12 protein-coding genes are annotated in these 18,675 nt (G+C 69.9%); 8 read left to right on the top strand and 4 right to left on the bottom strand.

The window, feature by feature from the left end; all coding sequences use genetic code 11:
• Positions 1-1,273: 1,273 nt before the first annotated feature.
• Positions 1,274-2,887, bottom strand: coding sequence for a diguanylate cyclase (locus FBY21_RS16725; protein ID WP_142012466.1), 1,614 nt, complete (start codon positions 2,885-2,887; stop codon positions 1,274-1,276).
• A 305-nt stretch (positions 2,888-3,192) separates the two neighbouring features.
• Here FBY21_RS16725 and FBY21_RS16720 point away from each other — a divergent pair, with 305 nt between their 5' ends.
• The 4 genes from FBY21_RS16720 to speA all read left to right on the top strand — a co-directional run bounded on the left by FBY21_RS16720 (position 3,193) and on the right by speA (position 7,810).
• Positions 3,193-4,260: a DUF2333 family protein gene (locus FBY21_RS16720; protein ID WP_142012464.1), complete on the top strand. Its 1,068-nt coding sequence runs from the start codon at positions 3,193-3,195 to the stop codon at positions 4,258-4,260.
• A complete protein-coding gene (gene yfcD / locus FBY21_RS16715) occupies positions 4,260-4,784 on the top strand; it encodes an NUDIX hydrolase YfcD (RefSeq protein ID WP_044411174.1) in 525 nt (174 codons plus the stop codon). The genes FBY21_RS16720 and yfcD overlap by 1 nt, the downstream gene beginning before the upstream one ends.
• A gap of 609 nt (positions 4,785-5,393) precedes the next feature.
• Entirely contained in the window at positions 5,394-5,765 is a 372-nt protein-coding gene (locus tag FBY21_RS16710) for a translation initiation factor Sui1 (RefSeq protein WP_069562441.1), read from the top strand.
• A gap of 131 nt (positions 5,766-5,896) precedes the next feature.
• Positions 5,897-7,810: an arginine decarboxylase gene (gene speA, locus FBY21_RS16705; protein WP_044411180.1), complete on the top strand. Its 1,914-nt coding sequence runs from the start codon at positions 5,897-5,899 to the stop codon at positions 7,808-7,810.
• Positions 7,811-8,667: 857 nt separating this feature from the next.
• Here the strand turns inward: speA and FBY21_RS16700 are convergent.
• Positions 8,668-10,080 carry a PLP-dependent aminotransferase family protein gene (locus FBY21_RS16700; RefSeq protein WP_142012462.1) on the bottom strand — a complete coding sequence of 471 codons (1,413 nt, stop codon included), beginning with the start codon at positions 10,078-10,080 and terminating at the stop codon, positions 8,668-8,670.
• An 87-nt stretch (positions 10,081-10,167) separates the two neighbouring features.
• On the opposite strand from FBY21_RS16700, the gene FBY21_RS16695 reads away from it, so the two are divergent.
• The 3 genes from FBY21_RS16695 to FBY21_RS16685 are packed head-to-tail and all read left to right on the top strand — an operon-like array spanning position 10,168 to position 11,666.
• A complete protein-coding gene (locus FBY21_RS16695; protein WP_142012459.1) occupies positions 10,168-10,611 on the top strand; it encodes a GNAT family N-acetyltransferase in 444 nt (147 codons plus the stop codon).
• A gap of 12 nt (positions 10,612-10,623) precedes the next feature.
• Entirely contained in the window at positions 10,624-11,238 is a 615-nt protein-coding gene (locus FBY21_RS16690) for an FMN-dependent NADH-azoreductase (RefSeq protein ID WP_142012457.1), read from the top strand.
• Positions 11,235-11,666: a carboxymuconolactone decarboxylase family protein gene (locus FBY21_RS16685; RefSeq protein WP_044411193.1), complete on the top strand. Its 432-nt coding sequence runs from the start codon at positions 11,235-11,237 to the stop codon at positions 11,664-11,666. The genes FBY21_RS16690 and FBY21_RS16685 overlap by 4 nt, the downstream gene beginning before the upstream one ends.
• A 4-nt stretch (positions 11,667-11,670) precedes the next feature.
• On the opposite strand, the gene FBY21_RS16680 is transcribed toward FBY21_RS16685, so the two are convergent.
• Together FBY21_RS16680 and FBY21_RS16675 are read right to left on the bottom strand one after the other, a co-directional pair.
• On the bottom strand, positions 11,671-12,126 hold the full coding sequence (locus FBY21_RS16680) for a DUF2214 family protein (protein WP_044411196.1): 456 nt from the start codon (positions 12,124-12,126) through the stop codon (positions 11,671-11,673).
• A gap of 11 nt (positions 12,127-12,137) precedes the next feature.
• Complete coding sequence (locus FBY21_RS16675) at positions 12,138-13,517, bottom strand: MATE family efflux transporter (RefSeq protein WP_074972717.1); 1,380 nt, start codon at positions 13,515-13,517, stop codon at positions 12,138-12,140.
• A 210-nt stretch (positions 13,518-13,727) separates the two neighbouring features.
• On the opposite strand from FBY21_RS16675, the gene FBY21_RS16670 reads away from it, so the two are divergent.
• The gene (locus tag FBY21_RS16670; protein ID WP_142012454.1) at positions 13,728-18,644 is read left to right on the top strand and encodes an alpha-2-macroglobulin family protein; all 4,917 of its coding nucleotides are present in this window, start codon (positions 13,728-13,730) and stop codon (positions 18,642-18,644) included.
• The last annotated feature ends 31 nt before the right edge of the window (positions 18,645-18,675 follow it).

Below are 18,675 nucleotides of genomic sequence, written 5' to 3'. Positions count from 1 at the left end.
TGGCTGCTGCTCAGCACCTGTTCGGCGTGGTGGCGGATGGTGCCCACCAGGTCGCCCAGGTAGGCCCGCAGGCGCGCCAGGGAGCCCTCGATACCGCGCAGGTCGTCGATGCGTGAATCCAGGTGGATGGGCTGGCTGAAGTCCCCGGAGGCCCAGTGGGACAGCGCCTGCATCAGGCGCCCGAGCACCCGGGTGAGGTTGCGCTGGATGCGGTCCACCGCCAGGGCGATGAGCAGGATCAGGCCGATCATCAGCCCCTGCATCAGCCGCACCTCGCCCTGGATGCGGCCGTGCTCGGCGCGCACCAGGGGCTCCAGGGCAGTCAGGGCCTGGCGCAGGTCGTCGAGGCGGGCGCGGGTGGCCTTGGCCAGTTCGGCGCGGTTGGCGATCAGCTGGCGGGTGCGCTGCAGTTCGGCCGGGTAGCGGCCAACCAGGCTGGACAGCTCGCGTTTGAGGGCGACGCCACGGTCCTCGGCGGCCTTCTGCTCGCCCTGGTCGGCCAGGCCCATCATCGCCGCGAAGTCGTCGGAGGCGGACTGGCTCTGCTCGGCCACGCCCAGCAGGGGCAGGGCATCGAGGCGGGCGGATTCCTGGCCGAGGGCGGCCAGTTCGCGTTCCACGTCGGCCGCCAGTTCGTCACGGCCGCTTTCCACCAGCTTGGCGCGGGCGTGGGCCAGGCGTGTCAGGTGCTGGGAGGCCGCCAGCAGCGGCGCCCGGTAGTCCGCCGCGTGGGCCGGGTCGCCGGCGTCGGCGTAGCGCGCCAGTTGTTCCAGTGCCCCGTCCAGCTCGCGCTCAGCCTGGATCAGCAGGCCCTGCGGATCACCGGCCAGCTTGCCGGCGGCCAGGAGCTGGTCGGCCGCGAAGGCGCGCAGCGGGTCGATGCCGCCGCGCAGGGTGCTGGCCAGCTCCGGCGGCAACTGCTGCAGGCGCTGGTCCAGTTCGTCCAGGCCCTGGGTGGCGGCGCTGTGGCGCAGGGCATCACCGCTGGCGAGGTAGGCCTCGATGTTGTCGCTGACGTCCCGCTGCACGCGCTGCGCCAGGTCCAGGTACAGCTCCATCACCTGGTAGGGGCGTTCCAGCGCGCGCTGGGACCACCACAGCGTGGCGCCCAGGGCCAGGCACACGGTGACGAGAAGAAGGGTATTGAGGTTGGTGAGCTGCTTCAGGCGCATGGGGGCCTCGACCTACAACGAACAGGACGGCGGACCCCGACGATATTTCGATTCGATTGCAGCTTGATGACAGCGTGACCTGCGTCACGCTGCGGGACGGCTCAGCGGAACAGCTCGACGCGGTTGCGGCCGCTGCGCTTGGCCTGGTAGAGCGCCTCGTCGGCGCGCTTGGAGAGGGTGTTGCTGTCGATGTCATCGCTCAGCTCGGCGATGCCGCAGCTGAAGGTGCAGGACAGGTCGTGGGGCTGGGCCGGGTAGCGGATCTCGGCGAAGCGCTGGCGGATCTCGTCCAGCACCCGCTGGGCGGCTTCCAGGTCGGTGTCCGGCAGCACCACGGCGAATTCTTCGCCGCCGTAGCGGCCGATGTGGTCGCTCTTGCGCAGGCGCTGCTTGAGGAACAGCGCGAGGCTCTTGATCACCCGGTCGCCCATGGGGTGGCCGTAGGTGTCGTTGACCTTCTTGAAGTGGTCGATGTCGAGCATCGCGAAGCACAGCGGCCGGCCATCGCGGCGTGCGCGGGAACGGGCGTCCTCCAGCAGCTGCAGGGTGTGGGTGTGGTTGAACAGCCCGGTGAGGCTGTCGCGCACCATCCGCGCCTTCAGGCTGCGGGCGCGCTTGGCGCGGGTGCGCACAGTGGCGATCAGGTGGCGCGGCTTGATCGGCTTGGTGAGGAAGTCGTCGCCGCCCTCGCTCATCGCGTCCAGCTGCTTGTCCAGGTCGTCCTCGGCCGACAGGTATATGATCGGCACGCTGACGTAGCGCTCGTTCTGGCGGATCACCTTGGCCAGCTCGGTGCCCAGGCACTCGGGCATGTACATGTCGAGGATGATCAGGTCCGGCTGGAACTCCGCCAGGGCTGCCATCGCCTGCACCGGCTCGGTGATGGCGCGGGTGACGATGCCGGCGCTGTTCAGGGTCATCTCGGTGTGCATTGCCTGGGCGCGGGAGTCGTCCACCACCAGCACCCGGTAGGGCTCGTAGTGGGCGGTGCGGGTCAGGGTCTCGATGCGTTCCAGCAGGCTGGAGGCGTCCAGCGTGCCGGTGTAGAACTCCTGCCCCCCGGCGCGCACGGCGGCCAGGCGGGTCGGGGTGTCGGTGTCGTCGTGGCTGAAGAACAGCACCGGCAGCTTGTGCTCCAGGCCCTTCTGCGCTTCGAGTGCCAGCTCCAGGCCCATGCCGGTGCCGGCGAAATCCACTTCCATGACGATGGCCGACGGGTGTCGCTCGGCCATGGCCGCGCGGAAGGCGTTGGCGTTGTCGCAGGTCTGCGCCGAGAGGCCGAAGAACTCCATCTGCTGGGCCAGGCGTGCGGCGCGCTCACCGTCCTGCAGGGCCAGGTAGACCGGCTTGCGCAGGGGCGGCAGGAAGGTCTGTTCGAGCTGGTCGCCATGGCGCAGCCCGGTGCGCGACAGGCGCTGCATCAGCTGGCTCAGCTCGGTGATCAGTTCGCTGGACAGGCGCCCACGGTTGGCCTGGATGCCCACCAGGCAGGCTTCGATGCTCTGGGCCAACTGGCTGTGCTCGGGCTGTTCAAAGCGCTGGGCATAACGCTGCAGGAGGGTGTTGGCCTCGGTCAGCTCGGTGAGGTCGGACTCCCGCCACTCGCTGCGCTGCAGCCGCTGCCAGACCTCCAGAAGATGGCGCGCCTGGTGGATCACCCGTTGGGCGAAATAGGTCTTCAGGCGATCGCGGCTCGGATCTTCGGGTTCGGTCATGACGGGCTTCTGGGCTTCTGGTCGTTTTCTGGACGAAATCCGACCTGGATGGTGGCGCTATGCTAGCACCTCGTTGCAGTCGTGCCAGTACCGCCGATCCCTTGGCGCCAACCTTTTCTCCGGGAGTGCCACTGGGTCACAGCGCGAATGTGCGCATCGTCTCAACACCTTGTCACCGGCCCACTCTTGGTTTGGCCATTGGGCGCTGGCAAGGCCGCTCGCTTCACTTATAGTGCGAGGCCGGCGGCACCCTTGCGCAAGGGCGCTGTCGAAACTTGCCGAACGGATGAGTGAAGGACATAGCCATGCTGGACTGGAAGAAGCGTGCGGGCCAGGCACGAGATCGCGTCGATGATTCGGTGGACGATGTCCGCAGCTACCTGGGAGGCATCTGGGTCAGCCGCGCCCTCGGCGCCCTGCTCGGCGTCTACCTGGTGGGAGCGGGGGTGGTGGGCTGGTACTGGAGCCAGGAACCCGAGCTGTTCCCCGTGCAGCAGAACGCCCAGGCGGCGGCCGAGCGCGCCCAGCGCAAGCTGGTCACCGGCTACACCACGGTCGAGACCCTCAAGCAGGTCGCCCAGACCCTGCTGGACAAGCCCGGCGGCTACCTCTCCAACGACCTGGCCCCGCCCGGCCTCTGGCTGGACAACATGCCCAGCTGGGAATACGGCGTGCTGGTACAGGTCCGCGACCTGACCCGCGCCCTGCGCAAGGACTTCGCCCGCTCCCAGTCGCAGTCCACCGAGGACGCCAACCTGTCCCGCGCCGAGCCGCGCTTCAACTTCGACAACAAGAGCTGGGCCCTGCCGGCCTCCGAGGCCGAATACCAGGAAGGCATCCGCGCCCTGGACCGCTACCTGGCCCGGCTCTCCGACCCGAGCCAGCCCGGCGCCCAGTTCTATACCCGCGCCGACAACCTCAACAACTGGCTGGGTGACGTCGCCACCCGCCTGGGCTCGCTGTCCCAGCGCCTGTCCGCCAGCGTCGGCCGGGTCCGCCTGAACACCGACGTGAAGGCCCAGGACGGCCAGGAAGGCGTGGTGCCCAAGGTCAGCGAGGAGATCGTCGAGACGCCCTGGCTGCAGATCGACAACGTCTTCTATGAAGCCCGTGGCCAGGCCTGGGCGCTGTCCCACATCCTGCGTGCCATCGAAGTGGACTTCGCCGACGTACTGGCCAAGAAGAACGCCACCATCAGCGTGCGGCAGATCATCCGCGAGCTGGAGGCCGCCCAGGAGCCCCTGTGGAGCCCCATGGTGCTCAACGGCAGCGGCTACGGCGTACTCGCCAACCACTCGCTGGTGATGGCCAACTACATCTCCCGCGCCAACGCCGCCGTGATCGACCTGCGCCAGTTGCTGGAGCAGGGCTGATGGCCCTCGACCCGCGCGAGGCGGCCCACCGTGCCGCCTCCGACGCCGAGCGGGTGGCCTGGGTCGACGAGCAGGACCGCCTCCTCGGCGGCCTGCCCCGGGCCGAGCTGCGCGAGCGCGGGCTGGTTTCCCGTGGCACCTTCATCCTCCTGTTCAACAGCGCCGGCCAGCTCTGCGTGCATCGCCGCACCCTGAGCAAGGCGCTGTACCCGGGCTACTGGGACGTCGCCGCCGGCGGCATGGTCCAGGAAGGGGAGGACTACGCCCTCTCCGCCGCCCGTGAGCTGGAGGAAGAGCTCGGCATCGCCGGCGTGCCCCTGCGCGAGCATGGGCGCTTCTACTTCGACGAGCCGGGCAACCGCCTCTGGGGCGCGGTGTTCTCCGCCGTGTCCGACGCGCCTCTGCGGCTGCAGCCGGAGGAGGTGATGGAAGCGCGCTTCATGAGCCTCGACGAGGCCCAGGCGCTGGAGAACTGCTGCCCGGACTCGCTCAAGGCGTTGCGTCTTTATCTGGCGTCGCTATAGAGGTGCAAGGCGTTCCTTGCTGCGGGCATCAGAGCCCAGCTGCTTAGCGAGTTTTGCGGGTGTTTTCTGTTTCGCCTTCCCAGGCGAGTCCCTTTTCCAATCGTTGAAAAGGAACCAAAAAACTTGCCCCTGCATCCGGCCCGACTGCGTCGGGTCCCCTCGCTACATCGCCGTTCCAGGGGCCCGCGCTGACGGGCCATCCATGGCCCGGCAGCGCTCTCGCGACATCCATGTCGCTCAACCCCTTCCACGACGATTCCACTCGGCCTCCTGAAGGGGCGTTGTCCCTGCCTTGGCATTCGAGCCCTGTTCTGTTTCAGTGTGCGCGCAGAGTCTGCTGCTTTCTTCCTTAGGGACGTGGTTGAAACCCCCGCCCGGCGCGGGTTTGTGCAATATCCCGGACCCTTTCGTGCACGATGCCGAACAGGGTCGCCAATCTGACGATCAATGGCGCAAATTCGCACTTAGCATTCGCCGCGAATGCTGCTAAATTGCGCCGCCTTTCAACCCCGGCTTCCCGGCCGGGGCTGCGCTGCCCCTGCCAGAGTGGGGCTTCGCGGTCGGCCCCCCGCCGACCAGTCGCTATCCTGACCCCTACGAGGAAAGCCGGTGGTCAAGAAAGCTTCGTCCTTTGCCGCCCTCGGCGGCCTGGTGTACTCCACCGACAGCGGCCGGCACTGCCCGGACTGCGCCCAGCCCATCGACGCCTGCACCTGCAAGCAAGCCACCGTGCCCGCCGGCGACGGCATCGCGCGCGTTCGCCGCGAAACCAAGGGCCGGGGTGGCAAGACCGTCACCACCGTCAGCGGCGTGCCGCTGGCCGGCGACGAGCTGAAGGAACTGGCCAGCGCGCTCAAGCGCCGATGTGGCACCGGCGGTGCCCTCAAGGACGGCGTGATCGAGATCCAGGGCGACCACGTGGACCTGCTGCTCGACGAGCTCGCCAAGCGCGGCTTCAAGGCCAAGAAATCCGGCGGCTGAGCCACGGCTTTCTAAACTGACCGTCATCGCCACGGTCAACACTCCAACGTCATACGACCGCTTTAACCTGCCCACGCCTGCCCGGTACGTCCCGGCGGGTTCGGCCCTTTTCATCCCACAGGGGGAACACGATGTCTGCACGACGCACGCGCAAGGACGATGGCAGCCGCTGGACCGTAGCGGACAGCCGCAGTGTCTACGGGATCCGCCACTGGGGTGCCGGTTTCTTCGCCATCAACGAGGCCGGGCGCGTCGACGTGCGTCCCAGCGGCCCGTCCAGCGAACCGGTGGACCTGCACGACCTGGTCGGCAACCTGCGCGAAGCGGGCCTGTCCCTGCCGCTGCTGGTGCGCTTCCCCGGCATCCTCCAGTCGCGCGTGCGCCAGCTCACCGGCGCCTTCGACGCCAACATCGCGCGGCTGGAGTACCAGAACCGCTACACCGCCCTGTACCCCATCAAGGTCAACCAGCAGGAAGCGGTGGTGGAGAACATCATCGCCACCCAGAACGTCTCCATCGGCCTGGAAGCCGGCTCCAAGCCCGAGCTGATGGCCGTGCTGGCGCTCGCTCCCAAGGGCGGCACCATCGTCTGCAACGGCTACAAGGACCGCGAGTTCATCCGCCTGGCGCTGATGGGCCAGAAGCTCGGCCACAACGTCTTCATCGTCATCGAGAAGGAATCGGAGGTGGAGTTCGTCATCGAAGCCGCCGCCGAGCTGAAGGTCGCGCCCCAGGTCGGCCTGCGCGTGCGCCTGTCGTCCCTGGCCTCCTCCAAGTGGGCCGACACCGGCGGCGAGAAGTCCAAGTTCGGCCTCTCCGCCGCCCAGCTGCTGTCGGTGGTCGAGCGTTTCCGCAAGGCCGGCCTCGACCAGGGCGTGCGCCTGCTGCACTTCCACATGGGCTCGCAGATCGCCAACCTGGCCGACTACCAGCACGGCTTCAAGGAAGCCATCCGCTACTACGCCGAACTGCGCAGCCTCGGCCTGCCGGTGGACCACATCGACGTCGGCGGCGGCCTGGGCGTGGACTACGACGGCACCCACTCGCGCAACGCCAGCTCCATCAACTACGACATGGACGACTACGCCGGCGTGGTGGTGGGCATGCTCAAGGAGTTCTGTGACGCCCAGGGCCTGCCGCACCCGCACATCTTCTCCGAGAGCGGCCGCGCCATGACCGCGCACCACGCCGTGCTGGTCATGCAGGTCACCGACGTCGAGCGCCACAACGACGCCGTACCGGTGGTGGACGACAGCGAGGAGCAGCCCGAGATCGTCCGCTGGCTGCTCGACCTGCTCGGCCCGACCGACACCGAGATGGTCACCGAGACCTACTGGCGCGCCACCCACTACATCGGCGACGCCGCCGCGCAGTACGCCGAAGGCAAGCTGACCCTGGCGCAGAAGGCCCTGGCCGAGCAGACCTACTTCGCCATCTGCCGCCGCCTGCACAACCAGCTCAAGGCCCGCCAGCGCTCCCACCGTCAGGTGCTCGATGAGCTGAACGACAAGCTGGCCGAGAAGTACATCTGCAACTTCTCCGTGTTCCAGAGCCTGCCGGACACCTGGGCCATCGGCCAGGTGCTGCCGATCATCCCGCTGCAGCGCCTCGACGAAGAGCCCCTGCGCCGCGCCGTGCTGCAGGACCTGACCTGCGACTCCGACGGCAAGATCAAGCAGTACGTCGACGAGCAGAGCATCGAGACCAGCATGCCGGTGCACGACGTGCGCGAAGGCGAGGACTACCTCCTGGGCGTGTTCCTGGTGGGTGCCTACCAGGAGATCCTCGGCGACATGCACAACCTGTTCGGCGACACCGACTCGGTGAACGTCTACCAGCGCGAAGACGGCAGCGTGTACCACGCCGGCATCGAGACCCACGACACCATCGAGGACATGCTGCGCTACGTGCACCTGTCCCCCGAGGAGCTGATGGCCCTCTACCGCGACAAGGTGGCCAGCGCCAAGCTCAGCCCTCGCGAGCGCACCCACTACGTGGACGCCCTGCGCCTGGGCCTGACCCGCTCCTCCTACCTCTCGTCCTGATCGCCCCGCGCCCCGAAAAGCCCCGGCCCATGCCGGGGCTTTTTCATTCCGCCGCCAGCCAGGACGAAGCCAACGTAAGCCCGGACTTCAGCCCGGGAGCGGATTTATCCCCAGGGCCCATGCGCCAGGAATCGGTGGATGAAAAGAGCGTCATCCCCCCTACGCGAACCTCCACTCCCGCCCCCCCGTAGGGCGTATCGCGCGCCGGAACGATGTGAGTCCGTAGGATGCGGTGAGCTCGGCGAACCGCATCAATCCACGGCCAGCCCGCGATGATGGGCTTCGCACAGCTCAGCCCATCCTACGGGTGCCATGGCGCCATCCGGCTAGCGCCGATCCACCTTCTGTTGCGCAGGTTTCGCGTGTTATCCCCAGGATCTGGGTGCCGGTATTGGTGGTTGTATCGCACTTCACCGACCCACCGTCTCGTCGCCGGAACGGTGTGAGTCCGTAGGATGCGGTGAGCTCGGCGAACCGCATCAATCCACGCCCAACCCGCGATGATGGGCTTCGCACAGCTCAGCCCATCCTACGGGTGCCATGGCGCCATCCGGTGAACGCCGATCCACCTTCTGTTGCGCAGGTTCCGGGTGTTATTCCCAGGATCTGGGTGCCAGTAATTGGTGGTTGTATCGCACTTCACCGACACACCGTCTCGTCGCCGGAACGGTGTGAGTCCGTAGGATGCGGTGAGCTCAGCGAACCGCATCAATCCAAGCCCCGCCCGGGATGATGGGCTTCGCACAGCTCAGCCCATCCTACGGGTGCCTTGGCGCCATCCGGTGAGCGCCGATCCACCGTTTGGCACGGGCTTGGGGCAGAAGCGGTGGGCTGAAGCCCACCCTGCGTTTGGGTGTTTACCCGGTCGCTTCGACGGCGGCCCGCAACCGCTGGGCCAGGTGCCGGGCCTCGTCGGGGGTGGCGATGTTGGTGAAGCCCAGCGCCAGCCCCGGTGCGCCCCGGCTCTCCAGGCGCCAGCGCGACAGCGGCACCACCGCCAGCCCCGCCTGGCGGGCGCGCTGGGCGATGGCGGTGTCGTCCTGGCCGTCCGCCAGGTAGGCCAGCAGGTGCATGCCGCCGGCCTGCTGGTCGATCCGCAGGCCCTCGCCAAACGCGGCCAGCAGCGCCTCCCGCGTGTGGGCGCGGCGCTCGGCGTAGAGGCTGCGCATGCGCTTGAGGTGGCGGGCGAAATGCCCCTGCTCGATGAAGTCCGCCAGGGCCGCCTGCATCAGCTCCGGGCAGCCGCTGGGGAACAGCCGCGCACTCTGGCGGAAAGCCTCCACCTGCGCCGCCGGTACCACCAGGTAGGCCATGCGCAGGCCGGGGTAGAGCACCTTGCTCAGGGTCCCGGCGTAGAGCACCCGGCCGGCTTCGTCCAGGCTCTTCAGCGCCGGCAGCGGGCGGCCGTGGTAGCGGTACTCGCTGTCGTAGTCGTCCTCGATGATCCAGGCCTCGGCCCGGCGCGCCCAGTCCAGCAGTGCCAGGCGGCGGGGCAGGGACAGCGCCACCCCGGTGGGGCTCTGGTGGGTCGGCGTGACCAGGGCGAAGCGCGCGTCGGCTGCCCGCCGGCAACCGGCCTCCACCACCAGCCCCTCTCCGTCCACCGGCACCGGCACACAGTCCAGTGGCAGCGCCGCGAGCATCTCGCGGGCGTGGTGATAGCCCGGGTCCTCCAGCCAGATGCGGTCCCCCGGGCGCATCAGCGTGCGCTGCACCAGCGCCAGGCTGGCGAGGTGGCTGGTGGTGATGAACACCTGCTCGGGCGAGCAGCGGATCCCCCGGGACACCCCCAGGTACGCCGCCAGGCTTTCCCGCAGCGGACGGTGGCCCACCGGGTCGGGCGTCATCATCGCCGGGCCGGCCAGGGCCCGCAGGTGGCGTTGCACCAGGCGCGTCCACAGCTTGCGGGGGAAGGCGTCCAGGGCCGGCAGGCCGAGCTGGAACGGCTCCAGCCGGGGCGCCTCGGCTGGCGCCGCCGTGCGGGCCGGCCCCGGTGTGGCCGGGCGTTCCGGCAGGCTGCCGCCCAGGCGCGGCGACACCCGCGTGCCGGCCGGGCCGTGGGCCTCCGCATAGCCCTCGCCGATCAGCATCTGGTACGCCGCCTCCACCGTGCCCCGCGCCAGGTTCAGCTCGCTGGCCAGGGCCCGCAGCGAGGGCAGCCGCGCCCCCGGCGCCAGGCGGCCCTGCTCGATGGCTTCGCGCAGGCGTTGGTAGAGCTGCAGGAACAGCGGCGTGTCGAGGGTACGGTCCAGCGACGGGCGGGTGGTCATGGCCTGGTCATTTCCTCGAATCTTGGCTCTGTAGGCTGGGACATGGGCGCCCTAGAGTAGCGCCCAACCACTCACCGGACAGCCCCCATGAGCGACGCCTCCCTGCAGTTGCACCACCTCGAAGCGGACGAACCCGCTCTGCGCGCGGCCTTTGGCCTGATGCACCAGTTGCGCCCGCGCCTGGTCGACGCCGAGGCCTTCGTCCAGCGTGTCGCCCGGCAGCGCCAGCAGGGCTACCGGCTGCTGGCCGCCAGCCAGGACGGCCGCCTGCTCGGGCTGGCCGGCTACCGCACCCTGGACAACCTGATCCACGACCGCTTCGTCTACGTCGACGACCTGGTCACCGCCGAAGGCGCCCGCAGCCAGGGCGTCGGCGCCGCGTTGCTGGCGGAGGTGGAGCGGCTGGCGCGCGCCGACGGGTGCGCCAAGCTGGTGCTGGACACCGCCCTGGCCAACGCCCTCGCCCAGCGTTTCTACTTCCGCCAGGGCCTGCTCGCCACCGGCCTGCACTTCAGCCGTTTTCTCACCTGACCGGAGGACCCCATGCCCCGAACCCTGCTCATCGACTGCAGCCCCAACGGCGAAGCCTCCCTCGGCGGCCGCCTGGCCCGCGAGATGGCCGAGCGCCTGCAACCGCGCAGCGACCTGCAGCTGCGTGACCTGGTGGCCGAACCGCTGCCGCCGCTGACCGGTGACTACGCCCGCGCCCTGATGACCCGCGCCGCGAAGGACGACCCCGCCTTCGCCGTATCGGAAACCCTGGTGCGTGAAGTGGAGGCCGCCGACCACCTGCTGATCGCCACCCCCATGCACAACTACATGGTGCCGGCCTGCCTCAAGCTCTGGCTTGACTACGTGGTGCGCATCCAGCGCACCTTCACCCTGCGCAACGGCACCAAGGATGGGCTGCTGGAAGACCGGCCCTGTTTCGTGGTCATCAGCTCCGGCGGCACCTACCTGGGTGCGCGGGCCAGCCAGGCCGACTTCCTCACCCCCTACCTGCGCCACATCCTCGGGGTGATCGGCCTGCACCACGTCGAATTCTTCCACCTCCAGGGGCTCGCCCAGGGCCCCGAAGCCGTCGCCCAGGCCGAGCAGCAGATCCGCGCCCGGCTGGACACCCACCCCTACTTCAACCCCATCGGAGTTTTCCCATGAGTGCACTCAGACTGCCGTTCAGCGAACTGTCCCCCCGTGTCTACCAAAGCCTGCTCAGCGCCAAGAACGCCCTGCAGGACAGCCCCCTGGGCAACGCCCTGATCGAACTGGTGTACCTGCGCATCTCGCAGATCAACGGCTGCGCCTTCTGCCTGGAGATGCACAGCCGCGCCCTGCGCGCCGGCGGCGAGCAGCAGGCGCGCCTGGATGCCCTGGCCGGCTGGCGGGTGAGCGGGTTGTACAGCGAGCGCGAGCGTGCCGCGCTGGAATGGGCCGAGTCGCTGACCCGGCTGGAAGGCAGCGGCGCCCCCGACTCGGCCTACGAGCCGCTCAAGGCGCATTTCAGCGACACCGAGATCAGCGACCTCAGCTTCGTCTGCGCCCTGATGAACGCCTTCAACCGGCTGGCCGTGGGGATGCGCCTGTAAGGGCTCAGCCGATCACCCCGAAGCCCCGCGCCATCAGCGCGCCCAGCAGCGGCAGCACCAGCAGCAGGGTCAGCTCGGCGCGCAGGGTGATCACCAGCAGCTTGCCGGTGCGTGGCGACAGCACCGGCACCTGGCCGGCCTTGACGCTGTTGCGCCAGCCGAGGAACACCACCGTGGGGAAGGTGGAGAGCAGCGCCACCAGCACGAACAGCCCGACCTTGGCGTGGAACAGGCTGTTGTGCAGGTAGTAGGCGCTGCCCTTGCCGAACCACAGCACCCGCGCCAGCCCCGTGGCCAGCACCAGGCTGGCGGTGATGCCGTAGGCGATGTCGATGCGCATCAGGCTGCGGGCCCGGTCCAGGTCCAGCGGCAGCTTGAACAGGCGGTGCTCCAGCACCAGCAGCGCGAACAGCAGGAAGATCGACAGGTAATGCAGGTAGGCAGCGATCGCGTCGGCCATGGCAGGCTCCTTCAGGGTGCAGGGGAGGGGGAAGCGTTCGAGGGCGCAGGCGCCCCGGCGAACCAGGCATCGCGCCGCTGCAGGCGCCAGGCCAGGCCCGCCAGGCTGAGGCCGCGCAGCGCCATGAAGCCCAGGAAGGCCAGCCACAGCCCGTGGTTGCCCAGGCCCGCCAGGGCCAGCCCCAGCGGCAGGCTCAGCAGCACCGCCAGCAGCATCGCGTTGCGCATCTCGCGGGCGCGGGTGGCGCCGATGAACAGGCCGTCCAGCAGGTAGCTCCACACCGCCACCAGTGGCAGCAGCGCCAGGTAGGGCAGGTAGCGGTGGGCCACCGCGCGCACCTCGGCGATGTCGCTCTGCAGGTCGATGAACAGCCCGCCGCCGAGCAGGAAGAACAGCGCAAAGCCCAGGCTGGCGATCAGCGACCAGCCCCCCGCTACCACCAGGGCCCGGCGCAGCTCCGCGCGGTTGCCGGCGCCGATGGCGTGGCCGCACAGGGCCTCCACCGCGTGGGCCAGGCCGTCCAGCGCATAGGCGGTCACCAGCAGGCCGTTGAGCAGCAGCGCGTTGGCCGCCACCGTGGCATCGCCCAGCCGCGCGCCCTGCACCGTGAGCAGGAAGAACACCAGCTGCAGCGCCAGGGAGCGGATGAAGATGTCGCGGTTCACCGCCAGCAGCGGCCGCCAGCTGGCCCAGCGGCGCAAGGCACCCGCCACGATGCGCCCCGGGTGGCGCCGCAGCGCGCCCCGGGTCAGCGCCAGGCCGATCAGGGCGCCGAACCACTCGGCCGTCACCGCCGCCTTGGCCGCGCCGGCCACGCCCCAGTCCAGGCCGAGCACGAACCACAGCGCCAGGGCGATGTTCGCCAGGTTGGTCCCCAGCAGGATCGCCAGCGGTGCCCGGGCGTTCTGGGTGCCGAGGAACCAGCCCACCAGCGCGTAGTTGGCCAGGGCTGCCGGCAACCCCAGCAGGCGCAGGTGGAAGAATTCGCGGGTCAGCTGGTCCAGCTCCGCCGAGGGCGCCATCAGCCCCAGGGCCAGGTGCCCGAAGGGCAGGGCCAGCAGCCCCAGGCCCAGCGCCAGGACCCCGGCCAGCAGCAGGCCCTGCAGCAGCACCTGGCGCAGCGCACCGCCATCGGCCCGTCCGGCGGCCTGGGCAGCGAAGCCGGTGGTGCCCATGCGCAGGAAACCGAGCACGCCGATCATCAGCGTGTAGAGCATGCTGCCCACCGCCACGGCGCCCAGCTGGTGGGCATGGGGCAGGTGGCCCACCACGGTGCTGTCCACCAGCGCCACCAGGGGCACGGAAACGTTGGAGAGGATCATCGGTGCGGCCAGACCCCACACCCGTCGGTGGGTGGGGCGGTGCCGCCAGGCGTCGCGAATCGGGCTCATTCTCGGGCTCCGCAAGGGCAGCGCAGTATAGCGGTGCAAGTGCGTGGGGCGTCGACTGGAGGGCGCCTCCAGAAACTGCCTGCGTGGATTGAGAGCAGACCCAAGCGGAACATTCATGCCGTCCAAAGCGTGAAGGCGGCGACTTTACTGGCATCACGGCTCGTCTATAGTTGCCGCGCGCGCAACCGCGCGTCCCGCCCCGGAGTCACCATGTCGTCGTACAAAGGATTGTTACTGGCCCTCTCGCTGGGGCTGCTTGCCGCCTGCGATTCCTCCACCCCCGAACACACCGCCGAGAAGGCCGCCGCCGAACCCGCTGCCCAGGTCCAGGCGCCCCGCGCGCCGGTGGACACCGCGGCGCTGGCCAAGCGCTACGCCGGCCGCGAGCTGAAGGTGGTGGACATCTCCGAAGTCCAGCTCGACGGCGCCAGCGCCCTGTCGGTGACCTTCTCCGTGCCGCTGGACCCGGAGCAGCCCTTCGCCGAGCGCCTGCACCTGGTGGACAAGGCCAGCGGCAAGGTGGATGGCGCCTGGGAGCTGGACGACAACCTCATGGAGCTGCGCCTGCGCCACCTGCAGCCCAAGCGTGACCTGGAGCTGACCATCGACGCCGGCTTGCGCGGGGTGAACGACGCCCGCCTGGCCAGCGCCAGCGTCAGCCAGCTGCGCACCCGCGACCTGCAGCCCTCGGTGGGCTTCGCCAGCCAGGGCTCGCTGCTGCCCAGCCGCCTTGCCGAAGGCCTGCCGGTGATCGCCCTCAACGTCGACGCCGTGGACGTCGACTTCTTCCGCGTGCGCCCCGCCGAGCTGCCCAAGCTGCTTGCCCGCTGGGGCCGCCGCAGCCAGATGAGCTACTGGGACAGCGACGCCCTGCTGCGCACTGCCGACCTGGTCTACTCCGGGCGTTTCGACCTCAAGCCCGCGCCCAACACCCGCGAGAACCTGCTGCTGCCCATCGCCGGCATCGAGCCGCTGAAACCGGCCGGCGTGTACCTGGCGGTGATGCGCCGCGCCGGCCGCTACAGCTACAGCAACCCCGCCACGCTGTTCACCCTGAGCGACATCGGCCTCTCCGCCCACCGCTTCGGCGGCCGCCTGGATGTCTTCGCCCAGGCTCTGGAGGGCGGCAAGCCCCAGGCCGAGGTGAACCTGCAGCTGCTCGACCCCGAAGGCACCGTGCTGGCCGAGGGCAAGACCGACGACAAGGGCCACCTGCAACTGCCGCTGACCGACAAGGGCCGCGTGCTGGTGGGCCACCAGGGCGACCAGATCAGCCTGCTGCGCCTGGACACGCCGGCCCTGGACCTGTCCGAGTTCGACATCGCCGGCCCGGCCCAGCAACCACTGCAGTTCTTCGTCTTCGGCCCGCGTGACCTCTACCGCCCCGGCGAGACCGTGCTGCTCAACGCCCTGCTGCGAGACCGCGACGGCCACGCCCTGGCGCCCCAGCCGGTGAACGTCGAAGTGCGCCGCCCGGACGACCAGGTCAGCCAGAGCTTCGTCTGGAGCCCCGACGCCAACGGCCTCTACCAGCACCAGCTGGCCCTTTCGGGGGACGCCCCCACCGGCCGCTGGCAATTGCTGATCGACCTCGGCAACGGCCACAAGCAGCTCTACGAATTCCAGGTGGAGGACTTCCTCCCCGAACGCATGGCCCTGGAGATCAAGGGCAGCGACACGCCCCTGGAACCCGGCGACGTCGCCCGCTTCCAGGTGCAGGGGCGCTACCTCTACGGCGCCCCGGCCGCCGGCAACCGCCTCACCGGCCAGCTCTACGTACGGCCGCTGCGCGAAGCGGTGAAGGCACTGCCCGGCTACCAGTTCGGCTCGGTGACCGAAGAGGAGCTGAGCCAGGACGTGGAGCTGGACGAGGTCAAGCTCGACGAAGCCGGCAAGGGCGCCCTGGAGCTGGAAAGCCGCTGGGCCAGCGCCCGCTCGCCGCTGTCGCTGACCCTGCAGGCCAGCCTGCTGGAGTCCGGCGGCCGCCCTGTCACCCGGCGCCTGGAGCAACCGGTGTGGCCCGCCGCCCGCCTGCCCGGCCTGCGCGGCGTGTTCACCGACGACCAGGTGGACATGAACGGCATGGCCGAGGTGGAACTGCTGATCGCCGACCCCGAGGGCAACAAGCTGGCTGCCCAGGGCGTCAAGGTGCGCCTGGTGCGCGAGCGCCGCGACTACTACTGGAGCTACGACGACGACGGCGGCTGGAACTACCACTACAACGAGAAATTCCTCATCAGCGACGAACGCCTGGTGGACGTCGCCGCCAACGGCACCACCCGCGTCAGCTTCCCCGTGCAGTGGGGCCCCTACCGGGTCGAGGTGGAAGACCCGCAGACCGGGATGGTCAGCAGCCTGCGCTTCTGGGCCGGCTACCGCTGGCAGGACAACACCGAGGGCGGCGCCGTGCGCCCCGACCAGGTCAAGCTGGCACTGGACAAGCCCGCCTACAGCGAAGGCGACGTGGCACGCATCAGCGTCACCCCGCCAGCGGCCGGCAGCGGCTACCTGCTGGTGGAGTCCGCCGACGGCCCGCTGTGGTGGCAGAACATCGACGTGCCCGCCGAAGGCCGCACCTTCGAGGTCCCAGTGGGCCGCGAATGGGCCCGTCATGACCTCTACGTCAGCGCCCTGGTGGTGCGCCCCGGCGAGCGCAAGGAGCGGGTCACGCCCAAGCGCGCCGTCGGCCTGCTGCACCTGCCCCTGGAGCGCGCCCCGCGCAAGCTGGCGCTGACCCTGCGCGCCGCCGAGAAGATGCGCCCCAACCAGCCCCTGGCCGTGCACGTGCAAGCGAAGAACGCCGACGGCACCCCGGCGCGCCAGGCCCATGTGCTGGTGGCGGCGGTGGACGCCGGCATCCTCAGCATCACCGACTACGCCACCCCCGACCCCTTCGCCGCGCTGTTCGGCCGCAAGGCCTACGGCGCCGACCAGTTGGACGTGTACGGCCAACTGATCGAAGCCGGCCAGGGGCGCCTCGCCTCCCTGGCCTTCGGCGGTGACGCCGGCCTCGCCGCCGGTGGCAAGCGCCCGCCGAGCAAGGTGCGCCTGGTGGCCCTGCAGAGCGTGCCGGTGACCCTCGACGAGCAGGGGGAGGGCGACGTCAGCCTGGACATCCCCGACTTCAATGGCGAGCTGCGGCTGATGGCCCAGGTGTGGACCGACGAACGCTACGGCATGGCCGAAGGCAAGACCGTGGTGGCCGCGCCGCTGGTGGCCGAACTGGCCGCTCCGCGCTTCCTCGCCGGCGGTGACGAGACCAGCGTCGCCCTCGACCTGACCAACCTCTCCGGCCAGCCCCAGGCCCTCGACGTGAAGCTGGAGGCCGACGGCCTGCTGCGCCTCGCCGAGGCCCCCGCCGGGCAGACCACCCCGCTGCAACTGGCCGACGGCCAGCGCACCACCCTGCGGGTGCCGGTGCGCGCCCTCAGTGGCTTCGGCCAGGGCAGCATCCGCGTCACGGTCAACGGCCTGGCCCTGCCCGGCGAGGCCCTGGCACCGCTGACCCGTGACTGGACCCTGGGCATCCGCCCGGCCTGGCCGGCGCAGACCCGCAGCTTCCGCGCGGTGCTCAAGGGCGACAGCTGGAGCCTGCCCGCCGGCACCCTGGCGGCCTTCGAAACCATCGGCCGCGAGGCCCGGCTGTCGGTGTCCGCGCGCCCGCCGCTGAACATCGCCGAGCACATCCGCGCCCTGCGCGCCTACCCCTATGGCTGCGCCGAGCAGACCACCAGCGGGCTCTACGCCTCGCTCTACCTCGACGCCGCCACCCGCCAGCGCCTGGGCCTGGAGGACGAGCCCGACGAGCAGCGGCGCAAGGCCATCGCCATCGGCATCGGGCGCCTGCTGGGCATCCAGCGCTTCAACGGCAGCTTCGGCCTGTGGAGCAACGAGAGCGACGAGGAACCCTGGCTGACCGCCTACGTCACCGACTTCCTCCAGCGCGCCCGCGAGCAGGGCTTCGACGTGCCCGCCGCCGCCCTCGCCAAGGCCAACGAGCGCCTGCTGCGCTACCTGCAGGACCGCAACCAGATCGACGTGAACTACACCGACAACAGCGACTACAGCCGCTTCGCCGTGCAGGCCTACGCCGGCTACGTGCTGGCCCGCACCCAGCAGGCACCCCTCGGTGCCCTGCGCAGCCTGTTCGAGCGGCGTGCCGAATCGCGCTCGGGCCTGGCCCTGGTGCAACTGGCCGTGGCCCTCAAGGCCATGGGCGACCAGCCCCGCGCCGACCAGGCGCTGGAGGCCGGGCTGGCGGCCCAGGCCGTGCGTGGCGATGGCTGGTACGCCGACTACGGCAGCACCCTGCGGGACGAGGCGCTGATCCTCGCCCTGCTGGAGGAAAGCGGCCTGGCGCCGGATCAGGTCGACGCCCGCCTGTTCCCGCTGTCGGATCGCCTGGCCGGCCGTGACTGGCTGTCGACCCAGGAGCGCAACGCGCTGTTCCTCGCCGGCCGCCACCTGATCGGCAAGCCCGAGCCGGACTGGCAGGCCAGCCTGGACATCGCCGGGCAGGCTCGCACCCTGGACCGCGACCACGCCAACCTGCGCTTCGACGAGCAGGCCCTGGCCGAACCGCTGACCCTCACCAGCCGCAGCCCGGCGCCGCTGTACCAGCGCCTGACCCTGTCCGGCTACCCGACGGAGGCACCGAAGGCGGGCGGCGAGAACCTCTCGATCCAGCGCGACTACCTGGGCCTGGAGGGCAAGCCCGTGGACATCCGCGACCTGCGCAGCGGCCAGCTGGTGCTGGTGCACCTCAGCGTGCAGGCCCGCGAGCGCACCCCCGACGCCCTGGTGGTGGACCTGCTGCCCGCCGGCCTGGAGCCGGAGAACCAGAACCTGGCCCACAGCGCCGCCAGCCTGCAGGACGCCAGCCAGGAAGTGCGCGGCCTGCAGGAGTCCATGCAGGGGGCGGCCATCAAGCACCAGGAGTTCCGCGACGACCGCTACGTGGCCGCCGTGGACGTCAGCGGCTACGACACCACGCACCTGCTCTACCTGGCCCGCGCCGTGACCCCCGGCACCTACCGCGTGCCGCCACCCCAGGTGGAGTCCATGTACCGGCCGCAATGGCAGGCCCTGGGGGATGCGCCGGAGGTGATGGTGATCCACGACCGCTGATGGCCTCGCCCCCGGTCTTGGCGATGCCCTG

This window comes from Pseudomonas sp. SLBN-26 (assembly GCF_006715895.1).
GTDB lineage: Bacteria > Pseudomonadota > Gammaproteobacteria > Pseudomonadales > Pseudomonadaceae > Metapseudomonas > Metapseudomonas otitidis.
This window is presented reverse-complemented; position numbering and strand designations above follow the sequence as displayed.

What these genes read in the sequence shown, in the direction of transcription:
- FBY21_RS16725 (WP_142012466.1), bottom strand. Translation starts at nt 2,887, where the DNA reads ATGACCGAACCCGAAGATCCGAGCCGCGATCGCCTGAAGACCTATTTC.
- FBY21_RS16720 (WP_142012464.1), top strand. Translation starts at nt 3,193, where the DNA reads ATGCTGGACTGGAAGAAGCGTGCGGGCCAGGCACGAGATCGCGTCGAT.
- yfcD (WP_044411174.1), top strand. Translation starts at nt 4,260, where the DNA reads ATGGCCCTCGACCCGCGCGAGGCGGCCCACCGTGCCGCCTCCGACGCC.
- speA (WP_044411180.1), top strand. Translation starts at nt 5,897, where the DNA reads ATGTCTGCACGACGCACGCGCAAGGACGATGGCAGCCGCTGGACCGTA.
- FBY21_RS16700 (WP_142012462.1), bottom strand. Translation starts at nt 10,080, where the DNA reads ATGACCACCCGCCCGTCGCTGGACCGTACCCTCGACACGCCGCTGTTC.
- FBY21_RS16695 (WP_142012459.1), top strand. Translation starts at nt 10,168, where the DNA reads ATGAGCGACGCCTCCCTGCAGTTGCACCACCTCGAAGCGGACGAACCC.
- FBY21_RS16690 (WP_142012457.1), top strand. Translation starts at nt 10,624, where the DNA reads ATGCCCCGAACCCTGCTCATCGACTGCAGCCCCAACGGCGAAGCCTCC.
- FBY21_RS16685 (WP_044411193.1), top strand. Translation starts at nt 11,235, where the DNA reads ATGAGTGCACTCAGACTGCCGTTCAGCGAACTGTCCCCCCGTGTCTAC.
- FBY21_RS16680 (WP_044411196.1), bottom strand. Translation starts at nt 12,126, where the DNA reads ATGGCCGACGCGATCGCTGCCTACCTGCATTACCTGTCGATCTTCCTG.
- FBY21_RS16675 (WP_074972717.1), bottom strand. Translation starts at nt 13,517, where the DNA reads ATGAGCCCGATTCGCGACGCCTGGCGGCACCGCCCCACCCACCGACGG.
- FBY21_RS16670 (WP_142012454.1), top strand. Translation starts at nt 13,728, where the DNA reads ATGTCGTCGTACAAAGGATTGTTACTGGCCCTCTCGCTGGGGCTGCTT.